Origin of the sequence: Pseudomonas sp. SC11 (assembly GCF_047039205.1) — a bacterium.
Classification (GTDB): domain Bacteria; phylum Pseudomonadota; class Gammaproteobacteria; order Pseudomonadales; family Pseudomonadaceae; genus Aquipseudomonas; species Aquipseudomonas boreofloridensis.
On sequence record NZ_CP178183.1, the window covers coordinates 2,004,797 to 2,028,915 of the forward strand.

The following is a 24,119-nucleotide window of genomic DNA, read 5'->3' on the forward strand; positions in this document are numbered from 1 at the left end:
CATCGCTCGTCCAGAATCCCGACCAGCGCGCTGACGGGTGTGCCTGGCAGAAGGTCTTGCAAACGACCCGGCTGCCAGCGTTCGGCGTGTACAGTTCAGCTTCCATATCGTGGAGATCAGTTGATGATTTACGAAGGTAAAGCCATCACGGTTAAGGCTCTTGAAAGCGGCATCGTCGAACTGCGCTTCGACCTCAAGGGTGAGTCCGTCAACAAATTCAATCGCCTGACCCTGAACGAGCTGCGCCAGGCAGTCGATACGATCAAAGCCGATGCGTCCATCAAGGGCGTCATCGTCAGCAGCGGCAAGGACGTGTTCATCGTCGGTGCCGACATCACCGAATTCGTCGATAACTTCAAGCTGCCCGAGGCCGAACTGGTCGCCGGTAATCTGGAAGCCAACCGCATCTTCAGCGACTTCGAAGACCTGCAGGTCCCGACCGTGGCCGCGATCAACGGCATCGCCCTGGGCGGCGGTCTGGAGATGTGCCTGGCCGCCGACTACCGCGTGATGGCCAGCAGCGCAAAGATCGGCCTGCCGGAAGTCAAGCTGGGCATCTACCCAGGCTTTGGCGGCACCGTGCGTCTGCCACGACTGATCGGCTCGGACAACGCCATCGAGTGGATCGCCTCGGGTAAGGAAAACCGCGCCGAAGACGCCCTGAAAGTGGGCGCCGTCGATGCCGTGGTCGCGCCTGAACTGTTGCAGGCCGGTGCCCTGGACCTGATCAAGCGCGCCATCAGTGGCGAGCTGGACCACAAGGCCAAGCGCCAGCCAAAGCTTGAGAAGCTCAAGCTCAACGCCATCGAGCAGATGATGGCCTTCGAGACGGCCAAAGGCTTCGTCGCTGGCCAGGCTGGGCCGAACTATCCAGCGCCGGTCGAGGCCATCAAGAGCATTCAGAAAGCTGCCAACTTCGGCCGTGACAAGGCCCTGGAGGTTGAAGCCGCCGGTTTTGCCAAGTTGGCCAAGACCTCGGTGGCCGAGAGTCTGATCGGGCTGTTCCTCAACGATCAGGAACTCAAGCGCAAGGCCAAGGCCCACGACGAGATCGCCCACGATGTGAAGCAGGCGGCCGTGCTCGGCGCCGGCATCATGGGTGGCGGCATCGCCTATCAGTCGGCGGTCAAAGGCACGCCGATCCTGATGAAGGATATCCGCGAGGAAGCGATCCAGTTGGGCTTGAACGAAGCCTCCAAGCTACTCGGCAACCGTGTTGAAAAAGGTCGTCTGACCTCGGCGAAGATGGCCGAGGCGCTCAACGCCATCCGCCCGACCCTGTCCTACGGCGACTTCGCCAACGTCGACATCGTCGTCGAGGCCGTGGTCGAAAACCCGAAGGTCAAGCAGGCGGTACTGGCCGAGGTGGAAGGGCAGGTCAAAGAAGATGCCATTCTGGCCTCCAATACCTCGACCATTTCCATCAACCTGCTGGCCAAGGCGCTCAAACGCCCGGAAAACTTCGTCGGCATGCACTTCTTCAACCCGGTGCACATGATGCCGCTGGTCGAAGTCATCCGCGGCGAAAAGTCCAGTGACGTGGCGGTCGCCACCACCGTGGCCTACGCCAAGAAGATGGGCAAGAACCCGATCGTGGTCAACGACTGCCCGGGCTTCTTGGTCAACCGCGTGTTGTTCCCTTACTTCGGCGGCTTCGCCAAGCTGGTCAGCGCAGGCGTGGACTTCGTGCGCATCGACAAGGTCATGGAGAAGTTCGGCTGGCCCATGGGCCCGGCCTACTTGATGGATGTGGTCGGCATCGACACCGGCCACCACGGCCGCGATGTGATGGCCGAGGGCTTCCCCGACCGCATGAAAGACGAGCGTCGCTCCGCCGTCGATGCCCTGTACGAGGCCAATCGTCTGGGCCAGAAGAACGGCAAGGGCTTCTACGCCTACGAAACCGACAAGCGCGGCAAACCGAAGAAAGTCGCCGATGCGTCGGTCCTGGAAGTGCTCAAGCCCGTGATCTACGAGCAGCGTGAAGTCAGCGACGAAGACATCATCAACTGGATGATGGTGCCGCTGTGCCTGGAGACCGTGCGCTGCCTGGAAGACGGCATCGTCGAGACGGCCGCCGAAGCGGACATGGGCCTGGTCTACGGCATTGGCTTCCCTCCCTTCCGTGGCGGCGCGCTGCGCTACATCGACTCGATCGGTGTGGCCGAGTTCGTTGCCTTGGCCGACCAGTATGCCGATCTGGGTCCGCTGTACCACCCGACTGCGAAGCTGCGTGAAATGGCCAAGAACGGTCAGCGTTTCTTCAACTGAACGGCCACTGAGCTAGAGCGAGAATATTGATATGAGCCTCAATCCAAGAGACGTGGTGATTGTCGACTTCGGTCGCACGCCCATGGGTCGTTCCAAGGGTGGCATGCACCGCAACACTCGCGCCGAAGACATGTCGGCGCACTTGATCAGCAAGCTGCTGGAGCGCAACGACAAGGTCGATCCGAAGGAAGTCGAGGATGTGATCTGGGGATGCGTCAACCAGACCCTGGAGCAAGGCTGGAACATCGCGCGCATGGCCTCGCTGATGACCCCGATTCCGCATACCAGCGCTGCGCAGACCGTCAGCCGACTGTGCGGTTCGTCGATGAGCGCGTTGCACACTGCCGCCCAGGCGATCATGACCGGGAACGGTGATGTATTCGTGGTCGGCGGTGTCGAGCACATGGGGCACGTCAGCATGATGCACGGGGTCGATCCTAACCCGCATCTGTCACTGCATGCGGCCAAAGCCTCCGGCATGATGGGCCTGACTGCCGAAATGCTCGGCAAGATGCACGGCATTACTCGCGAGCAGCAAGACCTGTTTGCGCTGCGCTCGCATCAGTTGGCTCACAAGGCTACGGTCGAGGGCAAGTTCAAGGACGAAATCATCCCGATGCAGGGGTACGACGAGAACGGTTTCCTCAAAGTCTTCGATTACGACGAGACCATTCGTCCGGAAACCACCCTCGAAGGTCTGGCGGCGCTCAAGCCTGCGTTCAACCCCAAAGGCGGTACGGTCACCGCTGGCACGTCGTCGCAGATCACCGATGGTGCTTCGTGCATGATCGTCATGTCCGGCCAGCGCGCCATGGACCTTGGCATCCAGCCGTTGGCGGTCATCCGCTCGATGGCCGTGGCCGGTGTCGACCCTGCGATCATGGGTTACGGTCCGGTGCCATCGACCCAGAAAGCCCTCAAGCGCGCGGGCCTGAGCATCGGCGACATCGACTTCTTCGAGCTCAATGAAGCCTTCGCCGCACAGGCACTGCCAGTGCTCAAGGATCTGAAAGTGCTCGACAAGATGGATGAGAAGGTTAACCTGCACGGCGGCGCCATTGCCTTGGGCCATCCGTTCGGTTGCTCCGGTGCGCGGATTTCCGGCACCCTGCTCAACGTCATGAAGCAGAATGGCGGCACGCTGGGCGTGGCCACCATGTGCGTCGGCCTGGGCCAGGGCATCACCACTGTCTTCGAACGCGTCTGATCGCGTCGCAGGACAGCAGCCGGGGCCCTGTGCCCCGGTTTTGTTTTTTACAGGGTTTGTGTGTGAGAGGACGTGACATGCAGATACAGCCAGGTGTGTACCGGCATTACAAAGGGCCTGAGTACCGTGTCTTCAGTGCCGCGCGGCATTCCGAGAGCGAAGAGTGGATGGTCTTCTACCAATGCCTGTATGGTGATTACAGCTTTTGGGTGCGGCCTCTCTCGATGTTTCAGGAGTCGGTCGAGGTTGACGGCGAGCAGGTGCCGCGCTTTGCTCTGCTCAGGGCTGAAGACGGGCTCTCGGCACGGGGCGCGAAGGCCGTCGAGTGATCGACCGCGCTTGACCTCACTCCTACGCCACTATATATAGCGGTGCCGCGTGCGGCACCTGACGCGTTTTTCATCTTCAGATTCAGGAATACTCCGATCCATGGGCAAATCGCTGGTCATTGTGGAATCCCCGGCCAAGGCCAAGACCATCAACAAGTACCTGGGCAACCAGTACGTGGTGAAGTCGAGTATCGGCCATATCCGAGACCTTCCCACCAGCGGTTCGGCCAGTACGGCCAAGGAGCCGGCTGCCAAGCGCGGCAAGACCGCTGCTCAGGCGTCGACCCTGACGCCGAAGGAGAAGGCTCGCCGGCAACTGGTGGCGCGCATGGGTGTCGATCCGGAGGCGGGCTGGAAAGCTCAGTACGAGATCCTTCCCGGCAAGGAAAAGGTGATCGACGAACTGCGCCGTCTGGCCAAGGATGCCGACACCATCTATCTCGCAACCGACTTGGACCGCGAAGGGGAAGCCATTGCCTGGCACCTGCGCGAAGCCATCGGTGGTGATGACAGCCGCTACAAGCGCGTGGTGTTCAACGAGATCACCAAGAAGGCCATCCAGGAAGCGTTCTCGCAACCGGGCGACCTCGACATCGACCGTGTCAATGCCCAGCAGGCGCGTCGCTTCCTCGATCGCGTGGTCGGCTACATGGTGTCGCCGCTGCTGTGGTCGAAAATCGCCCGCGGCTTGTCTGCCGGTCGTGTGCAGTCGGTGGCCGTGAAGCTGGTGGTCGAGCGTGAACGCGAGATTCGTGCCTTCAATCCCGAGGAGTACTGGGAAATCCACGCCCATCTCGGTACCGCGAAGAACGCCAAGGTGCGCTTCGAGGTCGCCCGTGAACGCGGCGAGGCCTTCAAGCCGCTGAATCAAGCCCAGGCCATGGCCGCGCTGGAGAAGCTCAAGGCTTCCAGCTACAGCGTGATCAAGCGTGAAGACCGTCCGACCAGCAGCAAGCCCTCGGCGCCGTTCATCACCTCCACGCTGCAGCAGGCTGCCAGCAACCGCCTCGGTTTCGGGGTGAAGAAGACCATGATGATGGCCCAGCGTCTTTACGAAGCGGGCTACATCACTTACATGCGAACCGACTCCACCAACCTCTCCACCGATGCGGTGGAGATGGCGCGCAGCTACATCGAGAGCGAGTTCGGCAAGCAGTACCTGCCAGCGGCGCCGATCGTGTACGGCAGCAAGGAAGGTGCCCAGGAGGCGCACGAAGCCATCCGGCCTTCCGACGTCACGACCCATCCCACCAAGCTCAGTGGCATGGAGCGCGATGCCGAGCGCCTGTACGAGCTGATCTGGCGCCAGTTCCTCGCTTGCCAGATGCCGCCTGCGCAGTACCTGTCCACCAGCGTTACCGTGGCTGCCGGTGAGTTCGAGCTGCGCGCCAAGGGTCGCATCCTCAAGCTCGATGGTTACACCCGTGTGCAGCCCCAGCAGACCAAGCCGGGCGAAGACGATGTGTTGCCGGACATGGCCCAGGGCGAGTCGCTGGCGTTGCTTCAGCTCGATCCCAGCCAGCATTTCACCAAGCCGCCTGCGCGCTTCACCGAAGCGAGCCTGGTCAAGGAAATGGAGAAACGCGGTATCGGTCGCCCTTCGACCTATGCAGCCATCATTTCCACCATTCAGGATCGCGGCTACGTCACGTTGCATAACCGCCGCTTCTACTCCGAGAAGATGGGCGACATCGTCACCGAGCGCCTGTCCGAGAGCTTCTCCAATCTGATGGACTATGGCTTCACCGCCGGCATGGAGGAGAACCTCGATGACGTCGCCCACGGCGAGCGTGACTGGAAGAACGTGCTTGATGAGTTCTATGGCGACTTCAGCACGAAACTGCTGACGGCCGAATCCAGCGAGAATGGCATGCGGGCCAATCAGCCGACCCTCACCAACATTCCGTGCAAGGAATGCGGGCGACCGATGATGATTCGCACCGCTTCCACTGGCGTGTTCCTGGGCTGCTCGGGCTACAGCCTGCCGCCGAAAGAGCGCTGCAAGGCGACCGTCAACCTGGTTCCAGGTGATGAGATTGCCGCAGACGACGAGGGTGAATCCGAATCCTTGGTGCTGCGCGGCAAGCATCGCTGCCCGATCTGTTCGACGGCGATGGATGCTTACTTGCTGGACGAGAAGCACAAACTGCACATTTGCGGCAACAACCCAGACTGCCCGGGCTACGAAATCGAAGAGGGCAGCTACCGGATCAAGGGCTACGAAGGCCCAAGCCTGGAATGCGACAAGTGCGGCAGCGAGATGCAGCTCAAGACCGGCCGCTTCGGCAAGTTCTTCGGCTGCACCAATCCGGCCTGCAAGAACACCCGTAAGCTGCTCAAGAATGGCGAGGCCGCGCCACCGAAGATGGACAAGGTGGACATGCCTGAGTTGCGCTGCGAGAAGGTCGACGATACCTATGTGTTGCGCGACGGCGCCTCCGGGTTGTTCCTGGCTGCCAGCCAGTTCCCGAAGAACCGCGAAACCCGCGCGCCCTTGGTCCTGGAAATCGTGCCGCACAAGCATGAGATCGACCCCAAGTACCATTTCTTGTGCGAAGCGCCGCAGAAAGACCCGGACGGCCGCCCGGCAGTGATCCGCTACAGCCGCAAGACCAAGGAGCAGTACGTTCAATCCGAAGTCGACGGCAAGCCGACCGGTTGGAAAGCGTTCTATGACGGCAAGGCGTGGAAGGTCGAAGACAAGCGCTGATGCTTCGATGACATGGAGGGGCCGCTTGTGTGCCTGTCACGGATGACGTGATGAGCGCGCTCGCGGCCCCGATCATTTATGATGCAAGCCCATTGCCTTGCAGTCAGGGAGGTCATTGAACATGGCCCAGGAACTCTACACTCGCACCAATCAGAAGCTGTTCTTCGCTGGGCTTGCCTTGGAATCCATGGCTAAGGCTGAGCAGAGCGGCGCTATGAACGCGCAAGGGCTGATCCAGGCCGAGCGTGAGTCTGCGCTCTTTCATTTGTATGGCGCGCTTTTAGGGCTGTGCCACGAAATCGCCGGATTCTACCGCCTGCCTCAGGCCGCAGCACCGCGTGCCGAACTGTTGCTGACCGATGAAACGCTGAGCGCTGTGGCCATTCCGGAAATGGCCGAGATGCTGGAACTGGCACGCCAGCCGCAGACTTGGTTAGCCCAATTACTTAGCGCTTATGCCGATTTGTTCCAACCACCGGTCGAGAGGAAAATCGCCAAGACCGATGTGACTCAGCCTTTGATTCAGGCGGTCAATCTCGACGATTGCGAGGAAGTCGCGGTTTCGCGCGTTGAGTTGGAACGATGGCGTCAGGCGTTGAAAGGGCTTGCAAGACGTTTCCGCGACGCGTTGAGTGAGTGCTGACAGACTGCGTGGCTGGTACACTACTCGCCTTTCGTGAACAGCAGGCCCCTTATGTCAACGTCCTTTCTAGAAATTGTCGAATTGCCTGATGGTCGCATCGAGCTGCGTCGTGCCGAGGACGAAGGTTCGTTGGTCACTCTGGATTTTTCCGAGGATGCCAAGGTGTTCTTGCAGGGGCAGCACGTTGAAGTGGCCAAGGCGATGCTCAGCGTGGGCGTGCAGATGGCTGGTAAATTGATTGAGGGTGAGTTCGAACGCGATGAAGGGCCGCGCGTTCTCCACTGAACCTTGACTCAGCCGTCATCAAAATCTCACACAGTCAAAGCCTGAACATTAGCCGAGGCGGATGTTCAGGCTTTGTGCGTTTCCACAGGTGGCTGCGTGAATGAGCTGCTGGCGGTTGCCGGCATTGATGTTGCCAAGCCAACTGACCACCGTATGGCTGTGACCCAGGCGCAAGGCCTCACAGGCTAATTGCAGTGCGCTTTGGCTGTTGCCAGGTTGCAGCAGCAGGATCCGCTCCCGGTTTAGCCCAGCATGGCGTAGCCAGGCCTGAGTCAAGCTGGAGGGCGGCGCGATCAGGGTGAGCCAACGCGCATCATCCACATCGCTCAGTTCGCGAAGGATAGGGGCCAGCAGGCTGTGACAATGCCCTGGGGCGCCGCGCAGTGACAGTTCGCTGAACAGCTCGGGCCGGTTCGCCATGTTCGGCAGTTCGCGGCTCTTCAGGCCAGGCAGCACGGGCTGTGCGAGGAAGGCTTCGAACAAGGGCAATTGTGCGGGCTGCGTTGAGTGGGCGGACTGCTGCATGACGCCTCCAGGATCAGCGGCGTATGACGCCGACGCTCAAGCCCTCGATCACCAGTTCCTGATCGTTCAGGTTCACTTCGATCGGGGCGAATTCAGGGTTTTCGGCGATGAGCCAGACCTTGCTGCCTTCGCGCTTGAAGCGCTTCACGGTGACTTCGTCTCCGATGCGGGCAACGACAATCTGGCCGTTGCGTGCTTCGCGGCAGGTATGCACCGCGAGCAGGTCACCGTCGATGATGCCGATGTCCTTCATGCTCATGCCGTGGACGCGCAGCAGGTAGTCGGCGCGGGGATGGAAAAAGGCCGGGTTGATGTTGCAAGATTCTTCGATGTGCTGCTCAGCGAGGATCGGTGCGCCGGCGGCGACGCGGCCGATGATCGGCAAGGCACTGTCTTGCGGCTTGCTTTCAACGCCTGGGATGCGAATGCCGCGGGAAGCCCCCGGGGTCATTTCGATTGCACCTTTGCGCGCCAGCGCCTTGAGGTGTTCCTCGGCGGCATTGGGGGACTTGAAACCCAGTTCCTGAGCGATTTCCGCGCGGGTGGGGGGGAATCCGTTGTCTTCGAGGCAACGTTTGATGAAAGCCAGGATCTCGGCTTGGCGTGGCGTGAGTTTCAGCATGGCGAGTGGCTCTGTCTTTTTATACAGTGACTGGGATTATATACAGTAGATGGCAAGCTGCAAGCTGCAAGCGCCAAGAAAAATCCAGGCGCGCCTGTGATGTCATGGCAACCCCTCGTGTTCCGTGGCTTGCAGCTCTTTCTCGGGTAGTGGAAATTACTCGACCGATGGGTCACTGAATCTTGACAGCGTCACGCCTGAAACGTATGTTTCAAACAACTGTTTGTCAGGCGGATAAGTCATGGCCCAATCGGAAACCGTTGAACGCATTCTCGATGCTGCCGAGCAGCTGTTCGCCGAGCGAGGTTTCGCGGAGACCTCGCTGCGTCTGATCACCAGCAAAGCAGGTGTCAACCTGGCGGCGGTAAACTATCACTTCGGTTCCAAGAAAGCGCTGATCCAAGCGGTGTTCTCGCGTTTCCTCGGGCCGTTTTGCGCCAGCCTGGAGCGTGAGCTCGAGCGGCGCCAGGCGCAGCCAGAAGCCAAGCCAAGCCTGGAAGAACTGCTCGAGATGCTCGTGGAGCAAGCTTTGGTCGTGCAGCCGCGCAGCAACAATGACCTGTCGATCTTCATGCGTCTGTTGGGCCTGGCCTTCAGTCAGAGTCAGGGGCACCTGCGGCGCTATCTGGAAGATATGTATGGGAAAGTGTTTCGACGCTACATGCTGCTGGTCAACGAGGCCGCCCCGCGCATCCCGCCTCTGGAGCTGTTCTGGCGCGTGCACTTCATGCTGGGTGCTGCCGCGTTCAGCATGTCCGGTATCAAGGCGTTGCGGGCTATCGCTGAAACCGACTTCGGCATCAACACGTCGATCGAGCAAGTCATGCGTCTGATGGTCCCCTTTCTGGCAGCCGGTATGCGCGCCGACACCGGCGTGACCGATCAGGCCATGGCGGCCGCGCAACTGCGTCCGCGCAGCAAAAGCCCGGCCACTGGCACACCGGCCAAGGCGTGAAGACTGGGCGGGGCAGGGCGCATCCGCTAAGCTAGCGCCCATGCCGTTACCCACTGCTTGCCCGCCCCCCCCCCCACCCATTCGTTTATCAGCCGTTCCAGAGCCGGGGATGGCGAGCGCCTGCGCTGCCGTCCTGTATCACTTCGGTCTGAATCTTCAATGAAGGACTCCGTATGACTGCCAGCCTGCAAGGCTCCCTGATGGTGGATATCGCCGGTCACTGGCTGACCGCCGAGGACCGCCAGCTTCTGCGTCAACCTGAAGTGGCGGGCCTGATCATTTTCGCCCGCAACATCGACAGCCCTCGGCAGGTGCGCGAGCTCTGCGCGTCGATTCGCGCCATCCGACCTGACCTGATCCTGGCGGTCGATCAGGAAGGGGGGCGGGTCCAGCGTCTGCGTCAGGGGTTCGTGCGCCTGCCGGCGATGCGCGCGCTGGCCGATAACGCCAATGCCGAGTATTTGGCCGAGCAATGCGGCTGGCTGATGGCGACCGAGGTGTTGGCCGTCGGCTTGGACCTGAGCTTCGCGCCGGTGCTGGATTTGGATCATCAACGCAGTGCAGTGGTGGGCAGCCGGGCCTTTGAAGGCGATCCGCAGCGTGCCACGCGACTGGCCGGTGCTTTCATCCGTGGCATGAATGCCGCAGGCATGGCCGCCTGTGGCAAGCATTTTCCGGGTCACGGTTGGGCAGAGGCCGACTCGCACGTGGCCATTCCGACCGATGAGCGCAGCCTTGAGCAGTTGCGTCAGGCCGATCTGGTGCCCTTCACGCGTCTGAGCGGTCAGCTGGCAGCGGTCATGCCCGCCCATGTGATCTACCCACAGATCGACAACCAGCCCGCCGGATTCTCGCGGCGCTGGCTGCAGGACATCCTGCGCGGTGAGCTGGGCTTTGAGGGCGTGATCTTCAGCGATGACTTGTCCATGGCCGGCGCGCATGTGGTCGGCGATGCGGCCAATCGCATCGAGGCAGCATTGAGCGCCGGTTGTGACATGGGGCTGGTGTGCAACGATAGGGCTGCGGCGGAGCTGGCGCTGACAGCGGCGCAGCGCTTGAAGGTGAGACCATCGCCGCGCATCGTTGGCATGCGCGGGAAGGGTTTCGCGTCCACCGACTACAAACAGCAACCGCGGTGGCTGGAGGCGCTGGCCGCTTTGAAGGAGGCGCAATTGATCGAGTAAGCCGATTGCGGTTTTACCCGCAATACGGCCTGGGTCCGCTCAACGTCCGCGCTTGCCCGGCAGCGGCGCGAACAGCGCCTCGATTTCTTCGTCACCCAGGCGCCACTGTCCGGCTTGACCGCCATCGAGCAGCCCGGCCGCCAGCGTCGCTTTTTGCTGTTGCAGTTGCTGGATCTTCTCTTCCACCGTGCCGCGGGTGATCAGCTTGTAGACGAACACCGGCTTGTCCTGACCGATCCGATAGGCCCGGTCCGTAGCCTGGTTCTCGCTGGCCGGGTTCCACCACGGATCGTAGTGGATCACCGTATCGGCTGCAGTCAGGTTGAGGCCGGTGCCGCCTGCCTTGAGGCTGATCAGGAAGACGTCGCTGTCCCCGTTCTGGAATTGCTGGACCGGTGCCCGCCGATCGCGCGTTTCCCCTGTCAGCAGGCTGTAGCGGATGGCACGCTTGTCCAGTTCGGCCTGAACCAGTGCGAGCATCGAGGTGAACTGCGAGAACAGCAGTATCCGGCGGCCTTCGCTGATCAGTTCTTCGAGCATCTGCAGCAGGCTGCCCAGCTTGCCTTTGTCCGCCTGGTTGCCCTGGACGTTCACGCCTTTGACCAGGCGCAAGTCACAGCAGACCTGGCGCAGCTTGAGCAGGGCGTCGAGGATTACGATCTGGCTGCGAGAAGCGCCGTTGAGGGCGATTTCGTCGCGAACCTTCTTGTCCAGTGCCACCCGCACGGTCTCGTAGGTGTCGCGCTGGGCATCGCTGAGGTCGACCCAGTGCACCATCTCGGTCTTGGGCGGCAACTCGCGCGCCACCTGTTCCTTGGTGCGGCGCAGCAGGAAGGGCCGCACCCGAGTGGCGAGGTGGTTCAGGCGCTCGGTGTCACCCTGGCGCTCGATGGGCGTGCGGTAGTCTTGGTTGAAGCGCTTCTGGTCGCCCAGCCAGCCGGGCATCAGGAAATGGAAGATCGACCATAACTCGCCCAGATTGTTTTCCACTGGCGTACCGGTCAGGCACAGGCGTTGGTCGGCGTGCAATTCGCGAGCAGCCTGGGCGGCCTTGCTGGTACTGCTCTTGATGTTCTGCGCTTCGTCCAGCACCAGCAAGTGCCAGTTTTGTGCTTGCAGATGCTGAAGGTCACGTGGCAACAGGGCGTAGGTGGTCAGCACCAGGTCGTAGTCGCCAAGCGTGGCGAACGCGCGTGATCGGCTGGGGCCATGCAGGGCGAGAACCCGCAGGTCCGGGGCGAAACGCTGGGCTTCGTCGAGCCAGTTGGGGATCAGGCTGGTGGGCATGACCGCCAGTGCAGGCTGGTCCAGACGCCCGGACTCTTTCTCCAGCAGCAGGTGGGCAAGGGTCTGCAGGGTCTTGCCCAAGCCCATGTCATCGCCCAGGATGCCGCCGGTGCCCATTTCGCGCAGCGCCTGGAGCCAGTTCAGGCCTTGCTGTTGATAAGGTCGCAGCGCAGCTTTCAAGCCCTTGGGCGGCAACACGTCGAGGTCGCGTGCATCGCGCAGGCGCCGGCCAAGGTCGCGCAAGTGCTCGCCACCTTCCCAATGCAGGGGCAGGTGCTCGATATCGTTCAGGCGCGCGACATCGGCGCGCTCCAGGCGCAGGGCGGAACCCACAGGGCCTTCGTGCAAGTAGAGCTCACCCAGCGTGCCCATCACCGCTTTGATTCGGCCGTAGGGCAGGGCGACGCGCATAGCCGGGCCGTCCAGGCCACCACGGTTGAGATCCAGTAGCAGGTGTTCCTCGTCGCTGCGCCGCGCCAGCTCGCTGGGGCGCAACAGTTCCGGGTTACTGCGCAGCAATTGCAGGATGATGGGCAGCAGGCTGTGGCGCTGACCGTCGACGACGATGCCCAACTCCAGCTCGAACCACTCGTGGGCGGGCGCTTCCTCGACCGTGGCGTACCAGTCCTGCACCTCGTTGAGGTTGAAGGCGAAGTCGCGGTGCATGTCCACTGTCCAGCCGGCTTCGCGCAGCGCTGGCAGGTCCTCACGGGCGAAGTGCAGCCAGGCTTCGTCGTCGGGTAACTGAAGCATGTCGCCCGCGCTGTCGGGCAGCGCTTTGCTTTGTCGGGTGGCGGCCTTGAAACCCAGCTTGCGCAGGGTTTCGCGCAGGTGCTTTTCCTGCTTGGGCTGCCGGGCGATGCGCTGACTGACGCTGCCGACCAGGCGGCTGAGGGGTTTATCGTCGTTGCCCGTCGCACGGATGCCATCGTAGTCGAACGAAAGGGCGGCGCGATGCTGCATCTGACGCTGCATACGGCCAGTCTTGGGCGTGTAGGCACTGAATTCGACGCTGCCGAGGGTCAGATGCGCAGTGGGCTGTATGTCGTCCACCCGCTCCTGCTTGACGGTGCTCGGTGTCGGCAGTTGGTGGTTCAGGGCCTTGAGTTTATGGCTCAGGGGCACGATCAGGTGCTCCGGTACGTCGGGAGCGATGGAGAGTTGTTGAGCGGTGTGCGGGTCCAGCGTGTGTCGAAGGGTGCCGACTTGGGCGGTGGCGGTGTCCACGTAGAACAGGGGGATCAGTGGCAGTACATGCAAGGGGGCGTCCGCGCTGTGCCACCGCCCTCGATATTCGCCATTGTCCAGGCGAACCCAGCGGAACTCGGCCTCACGTTCCTCGCCCAGGTTCAGCAGTGGACCGCCTTCGGTGTACAGCAGTCGTCCGGTCTGGGCGATCTGTTGCAGCAGCTCGCCGCCTTCTCTGCCTTTGAGCGGAAAACCGCGCTCTTGGCCGTACGGCATGTTCTGCGCGCCCAGCTGGCGCAATATGCGCAAGTCCTCATCCTTGACGTACGTTGGGGTGTCATAAAGCAGTTCACTCAATGAGTGGAGCCGGCTGTAGCGAATGACCTCGCCCTCCCGCGTGCCTTTTCGCACGCGCACTGCACAGCCTTGATCGTCACGGTCGAGGATTTCGTAGCACACCATTCTGCCGCGTCGATCTTCGCTCTGGCGTGCAGCCGCCGGCGGCTGCCCCAGGACCTGTAACCAATGCTCGAGGTGCAGCGGGAGGGTGTCGTTCTTGGCGACGTCCTCGGCGTAACGTTGGGCGAGTGTGAAGAGTAGCGCTGCGCAGTGCTTGCAATTCAGCGCCACAGGACAGCTGCAGCGACCGTCGATCAGCACCTGGCGGTTAGGCGCGACGGAGAAATCGACGCGTTGTTTGTAGCGGCTGGTACCACTGCCAATACACACGCCTTCGATGCGCAACTGTTCATGGGAGAGGATCTCGGCACGCCCCTGCTCGGCATAGCGCTTGCCGCGTTGCAGCGTGTTTTCGCTGAAGTTGCGGTGCCAGCTCAGGTTCTGTGCGAACAGATGCTCCAGTTCTTTCACGGCCTCACTGCTCCATCATTTCCGGGTCGGGCATCGGTGGTTTGCGCATGCCCACCGGTGCGACCTTGATCAGCAATGCCAGGTGACCGCCGTCGAGGAAGGTGAGTTGGCCATTCTTCACGTTGCTGTTGCTCTGCTTGAACTGCTCGCTGCGCAGCACGCTGCCGTTACCGTCCAGTTCGTTGACCCAGAAATTGGCGTCGATCCGGGTGAAACGACCTTCGGCAATGCTGAGATTGCCTTCGATGGGAAAGTGGCCGAACTGCTCTTCGCCTGTGCCAAGCGCGATACGGCTCGGCTCGCTGCCGACCTGCTGTTGCCAGGCCTTGTGCACCAGCACGGTGTAGTCGGCAGTCGCCTCCAGGCGCGTGGCTTCATCGGCCAGTGCCAGCGGGCGTTCGGCATCCGGGGTCAGGCGCGCAGCGCCCGCGCTCCAATTCTCGGGCGCGAAGGGGCTGGTGACGGCTGCAACCGTATTTTGCCGCAACAGCAGCATTTCCACCTGATACGGGCCTTCGGCGAAGGCCGCCGCCGGCGCGGTCAGCGTCAGCAGCAGGGTCAGGTAACCAATGGCGCGCATGGAGCTTCCTTAATTCGATTGTGGGGCCAGGCGCTCGAACAGCGCCTCCAAAGTATTGAAACGTTCTTCCGGACGCTCCATCGGCACCAGGAAGCGGAACTGCGTCGCGCCCTCGAACTTGTAGCGCTTGGGCTGGCTCTGGATCAGCTTGATCAGGGTCAGCGGATCGACCGGCGTTTCGGCCTCGAACTCCAGCTTGCCGCCGTTGGGACCGGCGTCGACCTTCTTGATGCCGAGCTTTTCAGCCTGCAGCTTGAGCAGTGTCAGGCGCATCAGGTGCTTGGTCGGCTCGGGTAGCAGGCCGAAGCGGTCGATCATTTCCACTTGCAGATCCTTCAAGCCTTCTTCGTCGGTGGCCGAGGCGATGCGTTTGTACAGGATCAGCCGCGCGTGCACGTCGGGCAGATAGTCTTCGGGGATCAGCGCGGGCAGGCGCAGGTTGATCTCCGGGCCTCCGCCCAGGGGTTGTTCAAGGTTGGGCTGGGTGCCCTTGCGAATCGCCTTGACCGCCCGTTCGAGCATCTCCATGTAAAGCGTGAAGCCCACGGCCTGGATCTGGCCGCTCTGACCTTCGCCCAGCAGCTCGCCGGCGCCGCGGATCTCCAGGTCGTTGGTGGCCAGGACGAAGCCTGCGCCCAGGTCCTGGGTGTTGGCGATCGCCTCCAGGCGCTTTTCGGCGTCGGTGCTGATCTGCTGACGCGGCGGGGTCAGCAAGTAGGCGTAGGCCTGGTGGTGGCTGCGCCCGACGCGGCCGCGCAATTGGTGCAACTGCGCCAGGCCGAACTTGTCGGCGCGTTCGATGACGATGGTGTTGGCACTGGGCACGTCGATGCCGGTTTCAATGATGGTCGAGGCGATCAACACGTTGAAACGCTTGTGGTAGAAATCGCTCATCACCTGTTCGAGTTCGCGCTCGCGCATTTGCCCATGGCCGATGCCGATACGCGCCTCGGGCACCAGCTCGGCGAGGTCGGCCGCGCATTTCTCGATGGTCTTGACGTCGTTGTGCAGGTAGTAAACCTGGCCGCCACGCAGCAGTTCGCGCAGCAACGCCTCCTTGACCGTGCTTTTGTTCTGCTCCATGACGAACGTGCGCACCGACAGGCGTCGCGCCGGCGGCGTGGCGATGATGGACAGGTCGCGCATGCCGGCCACGGCCATGTTCAGGGTGCGCGGGATCGGCGTGGCGGTCAGGGTGAGGATGTCCACCTCGCTGCGCAGCGCCTTGAGCTGCTCTTTCTGGCGCACGCCGAAGCGGTGCTCTTCGTCGATGATCGCCAGGCCCAGGTCCTTGAAGCGCACATCGTCCTGCAGCAGCTTGTGGGTGCCGATGAGAATGTCGATCTTGCCTTCGGCGAGGTCGGCTGCAGCGCTGGCGACTTCCTTGGCCGACTTGAAACGGCTCATCACTTCGACCTTTACCGGCCAGTCGGCGAAGCGGTCGCGGAAGCTGTTGTAGTGCTGCTGGGCGAGCAGGGTCGTGGGCACCAGCACTGCCACCTGGCGGCCGCTGTGCACCGCAATGAAAGCGGCGCGCATGGCCACTTCGGTCTTGCCGAAGCCGACATCGCCACACACCAGACGGTCCATGGGCTTGGCAGCGAGCATGTCCTGGCGCACCGCTTCGATCGCCGCTTGCTGGTCCGGCGTTTCCTCGAACGGGAAGCCGGCGCTGAACGTGGCATAGTCGGCGCACGGGTCGGCGAAGGCATAGCCTTTGCGCGCGGCGCGGCGGGCATAAATGTCGAGCAGCTCGGCGGCCACGTCGCGCACTTGCTCTGCGGCTTTGCGCTTGGCTTTCTGCCAGGCTTCGGAGCCAAGCCGGTGCAGCGGCGCCAAGGCGTCGTCGCTGCCGGTGTAGCGTGCGATCAGGTGCAGGTTGGCCACCGGGACGTAGAGCTTGGCGCCCTCGGCGTACTCCAGGGTGAGGAATTCGGCAGCCTGGCCGTCGATCTCCAAGGTGGCCAGACCCAGGTAGCGGCCTACACCGTGGTCGATGTGCACCACCGGCGCGCCTTCGCGCAGTTCGGTGAGGTTCTTGATGACCGCGTCGTTGGCCGCTTCGCCGCGCTTGTCGCGGCGCCGGCGCTGCATCACCCGCTGGCCGAACAACGGGCTCTCGGCGATCAGGGCGATGGCAGGATCGTCCAGCAGCAAGCCTTCGTCCAGCGGGGCGATGGTGATCGCCAGGCGCTCACTGCCGGTGATGAAATCGGTCCAGCCTTCGACGGTGTGCGGACGCAGCTTCAGGCGTTCGAGCAGTTCCAGCAGCACCTCGCGACGCCCGGCCGATTCAGCCGTGAACAGCACGCGACCCGGGAATTGGTCGAGGAAATTCGCCAGCTCGGCCAGTGGCTGGCTGGCCTTGGCCTCGATGGCCAGGTTGGGCAGGGTGCGTGCGGGGAAACGTGCGCGGCCAGCGCCGGCCTCCAGTTCGTCGCGGCTGACCACCACCCGCGGCCACTGCTTGAGTCGGGCGAAGCAGTCCTCGACCGGCATGAACAGCTCGGCCGGTGGCAGCAGCGGGCGGCTCAGATCGCCACGGCGCTCCTCGTAGCGGGCGCGCACGTCGTTCCAGAATACCTCGGCGGCCTGTTCCACGCCGGGTAGGGAAAATACCTGGGTGTCGCTCGGCAGATAATCGAACAGGGTGGCGGTTTCTTCGAAGAACAACGGCAGGTAGTACTCGATGCCCGCGGGGATGATGCCGCTGGTCAGGTCCTGGAAGATCGCGCTGCGGCGGAAGTCCACGTCGAAGCGTTCACGAAAGCGCGCCTTGAAGCGCGTCACTTCGTCTTTCTGCATGGGAAATTCGCGGGCCGGTAGCAGCCGAACTGAGTCGACCTTGTCGATCGAACGTTGGGTTTCCGGATCGAAGGTGCGCAGCGTCTCGATTTCGTCGTCGAACAGGTCGATGCGGTAGGGGGCCTTGCTGCCCATGGGGAAGAGGTCGATCAGCGCGCCGCGCACGGCGAATTCACCGTGCTCGTAGACCGTGTCGACGCAGCGGTAGCCGCTGGCTTCAAGGCGCGTGCGCATCTGCTCGACGTCGATCTTCTGCCCCACGTCCAGGACCAGGCTGCCCCCGAGCAGGAAGCGGGTGGGGGCCAGGCGGTGCAGGGCAGTGCTGATCGGCACCACCAGAATGCCGTGGTCCAGTTCCGGCAGGCGGTACAGGCTGGCAATGCGCTGGGAGATGATGTCCTGGTGCGGGGAGAACAGATCGTAGGGCAGCGTTTCCCAATCGGGGAACGGCAGCACCGGCAGCTGCGGTGCGAAGAAGCGCAGCTCCTGTTCGAGGCGGTCGGCGGCCTGGCTGTCGGCGGTCAGCAGCAGGGTGAAGCGGCCAGCGCTGCTGGCGGCTTCGGCGATGGCCAGGCTGAGGGCGGCTCCGGGCAGGTTGCCCCAGGTTTGTTTGCCGGCCGTGGCCGACAGTGGCGGTAGGCGCAGAACTGACACGGAAGATCCGACTCCAAGCGTGCGGCAAAGGGATTGATTGTACTGACGCCGCCGTCTGCTGTCAGGTTCCAAAGGCCGCGAAGGCGCCTGTGTGTGGCGCCGACAGGCACTCATTGCCGGTTACGCGACGGGGCGGCATAATGTAGCCCCTTTTTTCTGTCCCTACATGTGGAAGGTTCCCGTGACTCAGAAGCCCGACCAGTGTCTTGGTGAGTGGATCGATCGTGAAGCCCTGGCTGAAGCGATGATCCCGCTTATCGGTCAGCTCTACCGCAATAACAATGTGGTGAGCTCGATCTATGGCCGTAGCCTGATCAACCGTTCGGTTATCTCGATCCTCAAGGCCCACCGCTTTGCGCGTCACCGTCAGACCGACGAGACCGAACTGTCCGTACACGAGACATTCCCGTTGCTCAAGGCTATGAGCGAGCTGAAACTGGGCGCCGCTTCGGTCGACCTGGGCAAGCTGGCCAACAAGTTCAAACAGCAGGGCAACGGCCGCAGCGCCGAGCAGTTCGTGCGCGACGAACTGGCCGATGTGGTCGGTCAGCAAAATGTTTCGGCACGCAAGGGCACCGACGTCGTGCTCTATGGCTTCGGTCGCATTGGCCGCCTGCTGGCGCGCATCCTCATCGAGAAGACCGGTGGCGGCGACGGCCTGCGCCTGCGCGCCATCGTCGTGCGCAAGGGGGCCGAGAACGACTTGGTCAAACGCGCCAGCCTGCTGCGTCGCGACTCGGTGCACGGCCCGTTCGATGGCACCATCACCATCGATGAAGCCAACAACACCATCACCGCCAACGGCAACCTGATTCAGGTGATCTACGCCAAGAATCCGAGCGAAGTCGACTACACCCAGTACGGCATCGATAACGCACTGATCGTCGACAACACCGGCGTTTGGCGTGACGCCGACGGCCTGGGCCAACACCTGGCCTGCCCGGGCGCCGGTCGCGTGATCCTCACCGCACCGGGCAAGGGCGCGCTGAAGAACATCGTGCACGGCATCAACCACGGTGAGATCACCGCCGACGACAAGATCATCTCGGCCGCTTCCTGCACCACCAACGCCATCGTGCCGGTGCTCAAGGCGATCAACGATGAGTACGGCATCGTCAACGGTCACGTCGAAACCGTTCACTCGTTCACCAACGACCAGAACCTGATCGACAACTTCCACAAGGGCAGCCGTCGTGGTCGCGCTGCGCCGCTGAACATGGTCATCACCGAAACCGGTGCCGCCACCGCCGCCGCCAAGGCGCTGCCGGTGCTCAAAGGCAAGCTGACCGGTAACGCCATTCGCGTACCGACGCCAAACGTGTCCATGGCCATTCTCAACCTGAACCTCGAGAAAGCCACCAGCCGTGAAGCGTTGAACGAGTACCTGCGCCAGACCGCCATGCACTCGGAACTGCACAAGCAGATCGACTACGTCAGCTCCCAGGAAGTGGTCTCCACCGACTTCGTCGGCTCGCGCCATGCCGGTGTGGTGGATGCCGAAGCCACCATCTGCAACGACAACCGCGTTGTCCTGTACGTCTGGTACGACAACGAGTTCGGCTACAGCTGCCAGGTGGTCCGCGTGATGGAAGACATGGCTGGCGTCAACCCGCCAGCGTTCCCACGCTGATACGCGTGTGAAGTCTTGAACGAACGGGAACCTGCGGGTTCCCGTTTTTCGTGCGGTGCCGGTTGCGCGCTCGGCTGAGTGGCAGGTGCTGTACATGTAGTGCAGGCAGTGTTGGCCTACGACGCGACCAAGGGTTAATGTGCGCAGCGTTCAGGCTTGATTAGACTGCACCCGAATTTTTTTCATGGCGCTGCGGCGTCATGGCGAGCCCCGTGGCCAACCGGCTGACGGGCCAGTTCTGAAGGAGTACGCATGGCTGTCTACAACTACGACGTGGTGGTGCTGGGTTCCGGCCCAGCCGGTGAAGGCGCGGCAATGAATGCCGCCAAGGCAGGTCGCAAGGTGGCGATGGTCGACAGTCGTCGCCAGGTCGGCGGCAACTGCACCCACCTGGGTACCATTCCGTCCAAGGCACTGCGTCATTCGGTGCGGCAGATCATGCAGTTCAATACCAACCCGATGTTCCGGGCCATCGGCGAACCGCGCTGGTTCTCTTTCCCGGACGTGCTCAAGAGTGCCGAAAAGGTGATCGCCAAGCAGGTCGCTTCGCGCACCGGCTACTACGCGCGCAACCGTGTCGATGTGTTCGTCGGCACCGGCAGCTTCGCCGACGAGCAGACGGTCGAAGTGGTCTGCCCCAATGGCGTGGTGGAAAAGCTCAACGCTAAGCACATCATCATCGCGACCGGTTCGCGTCCGTATCGTCCGGCCGACATCGACTTCCATCACCCACGGGTGTACGACAGCGACACCATCCTCAGCCTCAGCCACACCCCGCGCAAGCTCATCATCTACGGCGCTGGGGTGATCGGTTGCGAATACGCCTCGATCTTCAGCGGTCTGGGCGTACTGGTCGAACTGGTGGACAACCGTGGCCAGCTGTTGAACTTCCTGGACTCGGAAATCTCCCAGGCGCTGAGCTACCACTTCAGCAACAACAACATCACCGTGCGTCACAACGAAGACTACGAGCGGGTCGAAGGGCTGGACAACGGCGTGATCCTGCACCTGAAGTCGGGCAAGAAGATCAAGGCCGATGCCTTGCTCTGGTGCAACGGTCGCACCGGCAACACCGACAAGCTGGGCCTGGAAAACATCGGCATCAAGGTCAATAGCCGCGGGCAGATCGAGGTGGACGAAAACTACCGCACCGGCGTGACGAACATCTACGGTGCCGGCGACGTGATCGGCTGGCCGAGCCTGGCCAGTGCCGCCCATGACCAGGGCCGTTCGGCAGCCGGCAGCATCGTCGACAACGGCAGCTGGCGCTTCGTCAACGACGTGCCGACCGGCATTTACACCATTCCTGAGATCAGTTCGATCGGCAAGAACGAACAGGAACTGACTCAGGCCAAGGTGCCATACGAAGTGGGCAAGGCCTTCTTCAAGAGCATGGCCCGTGCGCAGATCGCGGGCGAGCCGCAGGGCATGCTGAAGATTCTGTTCCACCGCGAGACCCTGGAAATTCTCGGCGTGCACTGCTTCGGTTACCAGGCTTCGGAAATTGTGCACATCGGTCAGGCGATCATGAGCCAGCCGGGCGAGCTGAACAATCTGAAGTACTTCGTCAACACCACCTTCAACTACCCGACCATGGCCGAGGCCTATCGGGTAGCGGCATACGACGGGCTGAACCGGCTTTTTTGAGCGGCTCCGGCCGGTGGCCTGAGCCGGTCGGGGAGACCGATTTCAGCCCTACCCGAGGGTGGTCTTGGCCAAACCGGGAAAGTCTGTGATCAGGCTGTCCACGCCAAAGTCGGCGAGTCGGCGCATCAGTGCCGGCTCGTTGACCGTCCATACCGACACGTGCAGACCCTGGCGCTGGGCCTTGATCAGGCGCTCGGGTGTGCACAACGTCCAGTTCAGCGCCAGCAGGTTGCATCCGTAGTTCTGCGCGACCTTCAATGGGTCGAGCCAGGCGTATTCGGCGACCAGTCCGCGCGCGATGTCCGGCACCAGCTCTTGGGCCGCGCCCAACACTTCCCGTGAACTCGAGGTGATGGTCACCTTGTCGAGCAGATCGTACTGCTGGGCCAGTTCGCGAATGGCCAGCACCGTGGTAGCGGCGCGCGTACGAGATGCACTTTTGACTTCAAGCTGCCAGTGCTCGAAGGCGCACTTTTCGAACAGTTCTTCCAAGCGCGGAATAGGGCAGGGTTGCACATGGCCCGGACCGCCTTGGCGGGCGTCGTAGGTGGCAAGGTTGGCGGCGCTGTGTTCGACCACCTTGCCGCGGCGGCCCGTGGTGCGCTTGAGGGTCGGGTCGTGGATCACCATCAACTGGTTGTCGGCCGACAGGTGCAGGTCCAGTTCGCAGCGGTGCACGCCGTGCGACAGGCACTGGCGGAAGCTGGTCAGGGTGTTCTCGGGTGCTTCGCCCTTGGCGCCGCGATGGCCGTAGATCAGGGTCACGTTCATTCCTTCAAGTCGGGAGAGGGAAAAGTTCAGGGTTGCGGGTCTTGCCGTTCCAGCTGCTGGCGGCGCTGCTGTTGCTGGCGCTGCAGGATGTAGCGGGCCAGCAACTGGCGTTCGGCATCGCTCATGTCGGTGAATTCGGTGCCGACCTCGAATTGGCCGTCAGCCTGTGGATCGCAGTGGGTGATGCGTCCGCGCAAGAGCAGGCCATGGGCGCGTGGCATGAGCACCATCTTCACTTTCACCCGGGTGCCCGGGGCAATCCTCTGCGCCTGAACGCACTCGATTCCGCCCTCGGAGATGATCACCCGTTGCGGCTCGCCGATTTCGCCGAGCAGGGTCTGCGCCACCACTGCGCTGAGCAGATCGAGGCGCTTGTTCTGCGCGCGCAGAAAGGCGGTCAGGGTGCGGTCCTTGTCGCTGAGCTGGCGTAACAGGTGCTGGGCTTCAAAGTCGGACAAGTGCAGTTCGCTGAGCAGGTTGAACAGCGGCGAATCATCCAGCAACAGTTCTGTATCAAGGGCTTGCGCCGCGCTCAACGGGCTGATTTGCAGTGCGATCCGATCTTCGATGCGGTAGTATTCGCGCCGATCTTCTTCGTCTAGTGTCGTCATGGCGAACCCATGGTTGCGGCAGTGGTCCGAGTGTAAAGCCGCCACAGGCGCCTCGCCACAAGGACGTTCCCTTTCCTGCGAACAAGCCCCGACATGTTCAGACCTCTCTTCGTATTCATCGGCACCCGCTACACCCGTGCCAAGCGCCGCAACCATTTCGTCTCGTTCATTTCCCTGACCTCGATGATCGGCCTCGCCCTGGGCGTGGTGGTCATGATCGTGGTGCTGTCGGTGATGAACGGCTTCGACCACGAGATGCGCACCCGCGTGCTGGGCATGGTTCCGCACGCCACCGTGGAAGGCGATCAGCCCATCGCCGATTGGCAGGCCCTCGCTCAACAAGTAAAGCAGAATCCGCATGTCCAGGCGGTCGCGCCTTTCACCCAGATGCAGGGTCTGTTGACCCATGACGGCAAGGTGCAGAAGATGCTGCTCAACGGCATCCTGCCCGAGCGTGAACGTGAGGTGTCGATCATCGACAACTTCATCAAGCAGGGCAGTCTCGACCGCCTGGCGCCGGGTGAGTGGGGCATCCTGATTGGTGACAAGGCGGCCGACAAACTGGGCGTCAAGGTCGGCGACAAAGTCACGTTCGTCGCGCCGGAGGTGAGCATCACCCCGGCCGGCATGTTCCCGCGCATGAAGCGCTTTACCGTGGTCGGCACCTTCCACGTGGGTGCTGGCGAAATCGACGGGTACCTGGGGCTGACCAACTTGTCCGACCTGTCGCGCCTGCACCGCTGGAAAGCCGATCAGGTGCAAGGGCTGCGGCTTAAATTCGACGACCTGTTCCAGGCGCCTCGCGAGGCCTGGAACATCGTCAAGCAGTTGGGCGAGCAGCAGTACTATGCCCGCGACTGGACCCGCACCCAGGGCAACCTGTACCAGGCGATCCGCATGGAAAAGTCGATCATCGGCCTGTTGCTGCTGCTGATCGTCGCGGTGGCGGCGTTCAACATCATTTCCACCCTGGTGATGGTGGTCAACGACAAGCGCGGCGACATCGCCATTTTGCGTACCCTCGGTGCCACGCCACGACAGATCATGGCGATCTTCATGGTCCAGGGCACGGTCATCGGCGTGGTCGGCACCTTGATCGGCGCCGTGGTCGGCATCCTCGCCGCGCTCAACGTCAGCGCCGCCATTGCCGGCATCGAGACGCTGATCGGGCACAAATTCCTCAACGCCGACGTGTATTTCATCGATTACCTGCCGTCGCAGATCATCGCCCAGGATGTGTGGATGGTCTGTGGTGCGGCGCTGGCCCTGAGTTTCCTCGCCACCCTGTATCCGGCCTGGCGTGCTGCGCGCACCCAGCCTGCAGAGGCGCTACGTTATGAGTGAG

The 24,119-nt window shown here is 62.3% G+C and carries 18 protein-coding genes; 11 read left to right on the forward strand and 7 right to left on the reverse strand.

The features are described 5' to 3' along the window. Window positions 1–123 precede the first annotated feature (123 nt). From fadB to ACK2SD_RS09320, 6 genes are all read left to right on the forward strand, one after another. Complete coding sequence (fadB, locus tag ACK2SD_RS09295; protein WP_412461945.1) at window positions 124–2,271, forward strand: fatty acid oxidation complex subunit alpha FadB; 2,148 nt, start codon at window positions 124–126, stop codon at window positions 2,269–2,271. Window positions 2,272–2,302: 31 nt separating this feature from the next. After that, on the forward strand, window positions 2,303–3,478 hold the full coding sequence (gene fadA, locus ACK2SD_RS09300) for an acetyl-CoA C-acyltransferase FadA (RefSeq protein ID WP_039578792.1): 1,176 nt from the start codon (window positions 2,303–2,305) through the stop codon (window positions 3,476–3,478). A 77-nt stretch (window positions 3,479–3,555) separates the two neighbouring features. Continuing rightward, entirely contained in the window at window positions 3,556–3,807 is a 252-nt protein-coding gene (locus ACK2SD_RS09305) for a DUF1653 domain-containing protein (RefSeq protein WP_412461946.1), read from the forward strand. Between the two features lie 100 nt (window positions 3,808–3,907). Then, complete coding sequence (gene topA / locus ACK2SD_RS09310) at window positions 3,908–6,517, forward strand: type I DNA topoisomerase (protein WP_412461947.1); 2,610 nt, start codon at window positions 3,908–3,910, stop codon at window positions 6,515–6,517. A 121-nt stretch (window positions 6,518–6,638) separates the two neighbouring features. Continuing rightward, a complete protein-coding gene (locus ACK2SD_RS09315; RefSeq protein ID WP_304482769.1) occupies window positions 6,639–7,160 on the forward strand; it encodes a DUF6586 family protein in 522 nt (173 codons plus the stop codon). 51 nt (window positions 7,161–7,211) lie between these two features. Beyond that, complete coding sequence (locus ACK2SD_RS09320) at window positions 7,212–7,445, forward strand: hypothetical protein (RefSeq protein WP_029613032.1); 234 nt, start codon at window positions 7,212–7,214, stop codon at window positions 7,443–7,445. Between the two features lie 48 nt (window positions 7,446–7,493). On the opposite strand, the gene sulA is transcribed toward ACK2SD_RS09320, so the two are convergent. Then, window positions 7,494–7,970 (reverse strand): SOS-induced cell division inhibitor SulA, encoded by a 477-nt coding sequence (gene sulA, locus ACK2SD_RS09325; protein ID WP_412461948.1) that lies wholly within the window; start codon window positions 7,968–7,970, stop codon window positions 7,494–7,496. Between the two features lie 13 nt (window positions 7,971–7,983). Then, window positions 7,984–8,592, reverse strand: a complete 609-nt coding sequence (gene lexA, locus ACK2SD_RS09330) for a transcriptional repressor LexA (protein WP_039578783.1) — start codon at window positions 8,590–8,592, stop codon at window positions 7,984–7,986. A 241-nt stretch (window positions 8,593–8,833) separates the two neighbouring features. Between lexA and ACK2SD_RS09335 the strand changes: the two genes are divergently transcribed. After that, window positions 8,834–9,547, forward strand: coding sequence for a TetR/AcrR family transcriptional regulator (locus ACK2SD_RS09335; RefSeq protein ID WP_039578781.1), 714 nt, complete (start codon window positions 8,834–8,836; stop codon window positions 9,545–9,547). Between the two features lie 185 nt (window positions 9,548–9,732). Further along, on the forward strand, window positions 9,733–10,731 hold the full coding sequence (gene nagZ, locus ACK2SD_RS09340) for a beta-N-acetylhexosaminidase (RefSeq protein WP_412462292.1): 999 nt from the start codon (window positions 9,733–9,735) through the stop codon (window positions 10,729–10,731). Window positions 10,732–10,770: 39 nt separating this feature from the next. Here nagZ and ACK2SD_RS09345 read toward each other — a convergent pair whose 3' ends face one another. From ACK2SD_RS09345 to mfd, 3 genes are read right to left on the reverse strand one after another with little or no spacing between them, the layout of a single operon-like run. Further along, complete coding sequence (locus tag ACK2SD_RS09345) at window positions 10,771–14,076, reverse strand: SNF2-related protein (protein WP_412461949.1); 3,306 nt, start codon at window positions 14,074–14,076, stop codon at window positions 10,771–10,773. 4 nt (window positions 14,077–14,080) lie between these two features. Next, complete coding sequence (locus tag ACK2SD_RS09350) at window positions 14,081–14,656, reverse strand: CsiV family protein (protein WP_029613026.1); 576 nt, start codon at window positions 14,654–14,656, stop codon at window positions 14,081–14,083. A 9-nt stretch (window positions 14,657–14,665) separates the two neighbouring features. After that, the gene (gene mfd / locus ACK2SD_RS09355) at window positions 14,666–18,115 is read right to left on the reverse strand and encodes a transcription-repair coupling factor (protein ID WP_412461950.1); all 3,450 of its coding nucleotides are present in this window, start codon (window positions 18,113–18,115) and stop codon (window positions 14,666–14,668) included. Window positions 18,116–18,281: 166 nt separating this feature from the next. Here mfd and ACK2SD_RS09360 point away from each other — a divergent pair, with 166 nt between their 5' ends. Next, window positions 18,282–19,745: a glyceraldehyde-3-phosphate dehydrogenase gene (locus tag ACK2SD_RS09360; RefSeq protein ID WP_295482145.1), complete on the forward strand. Its 1,464-nt coding sequence runs from the start codon at window positions 18,282–18,284 to the stop codon at window positions 19,743–19,745. Between the two features lie 252 nt (window positions 19,746–19,997). Beyond that, window positions 19,998–21,392: a Si-specific NAD(P)(+) transhydrogenase gene (gene sthA, locus ACK2SD_RS09365; RefSeq protein WP_029613024.1), complete on the forward strand. Its 1,395-nt coding sequence runs from the start codon at window positions 19,998–20,000 to the stop codon at window positions 21,390–21,392. 48 nt (window positions 21,393–21,440) lie between these two features. On the opposite strand, the gene ACK2SD_RS09370 is transcribed toward sthA, so the two are convergent. Both ACK2SD_RS09370 and ACK2SD_RS09375 read right to left on the reverse strand, forming a co-directional pair. After that, entirely contained in the window at window positions 21,441–22,157 is a 717-nt protein-coding gene (locus tag ACK2SD_RS09370; protein WP_317872392.1) for a glycerophosphodiester phosphodiesterase, read from the reverse strand. A gap of 32 nt (window positions 22,158–22,189) precedes the next feature. Further along, window positions 22,190–22,774: a PilZ domain-containing protein gene (locus tag ACK2SD_RS09375; protein WP_412461951.1), complete on the reverse strand. Its 585-nt coding sequence runs from the start codon at window positions 22,772–22,774 to the stop codon at window positions 22,190–22,192. Between the two features lie 93 nt (window positions 22,775–22,867). On the opposite strand from ACK2SD_RS09375, the gene ACK2SD_RS09380 reads away from it, so the two are divergent. Next, entirely contained in the window at window positions 22,868–24,118 is a 1,251-nt protein-coding gene (locus ACK2SD_RS09380) for a lipoprotein-releasing ABC transporter permease subunit (protein WP_039578767.1), read from the forward strand. The last annotated feature ends 1 nt before the right edge of the window (window position 24,119 follow it).

Excerpts from the sequence above, each read along its gene's own strand:
- fadB (WP_412461945.1), top strand. The coding sequence starts at position 124 with ATGATTTACGAAGGTAAAGCCATCACGGTTAAGGCTCTTGAAAGCGGC.
- fadA (WP_039578792.1), top strand. The coding sequence starts at position 2,303 with ATGAGCCTCAATCCAAGAGACGTGGTGATTGTCGACTTCGGTCGCACG.
- ACK2SD_RS09305 (WP_412461946.1), top strand. The coding sequence starts at position 3,556 with ATGCAGATACAGCCAGGTGTGTACCGGCATTACAAAGGGCCTGAGTAC.
- topA (WP_412461947.1), top strand. The coding sequence starts at position 3,908 with ATGGGCAAATCGCTGGTCATTGTGGAATCCCCGGCCAAGGCCAAGACC.
- ACK2SD_RS09315 (WP_304482769.1), top strand. The coding sequence starts at position 6,639 with ATGGCCCAGGAACTCTACACTCGCACCAATCAGAAGCTGTTCTTCGCT.
- ACK2SD_RS09320 (WP_029613032.1), top strand. The coding sequence starts at position 7,212 with ATGTCAACGTCCTTTCTAGAAATTGTCGAATTGCCTGATGGTCGCATC.
- sulA (WP_412461948.1), bottom strand. The coding sequence starts at position 7,970 with ATGCAGCAGTCCGCCCACTCAACGCAGCCCGCACAATTGCCCTTGTTC.
- lexA (WP_039578783.1), bottom strand. The coding sequence starts at position 8,592 with ATGCTGAAACTCACGCCACGCCAAGCCGAGATCCTGGCTTTCATCAAA.
- ACK2SD_RS09335 (WP_039578781.1), top strand. The coding sequence starts at position 8,834 with ATGGCCCAATCGGAAACCGTTGAACGCATTCTCGATGCTGCCGAGCAG.
- ACK2SD_RS09350 (WP_029613026.1), bottom strand. The coding sequence starts at position 14,656 with ATGCGCGCCATTGGTTACCTGACCCTGCTGCTGACGCTGACCGCGCCG.
- ACK2SD_RS09360 (WP_295482145.1), top strand. The coding sequence starts at position 18,282 with ATGTGGAAGGTTCCCGTGACTCAGAAGCCCGACCAGTGTCTTGGTGAG.
- sthA (WP_029613024.1), top strand. The coding sequence starts at position 19,998 with ATGGCTGTCTACAACTACGACGTGGTGGTGCTGGGTTCCGGCCCAGCC.
- ACK2SD_RS09375 (WP_412461951.1), bottom strand. The coding sequence starts at position 22,774 with ATGACGACACTAGACGAAGAAGATCGGCGCGAATACTACCGCATCGAA.
- ACK2SD_RS09380 (WP_039578767.1), top strand. The coding sequence starts at position 22,868 with ATGTTCAGACCTCTCTTCGTATTCATCGGCACCCGCTACACCCGTGCC.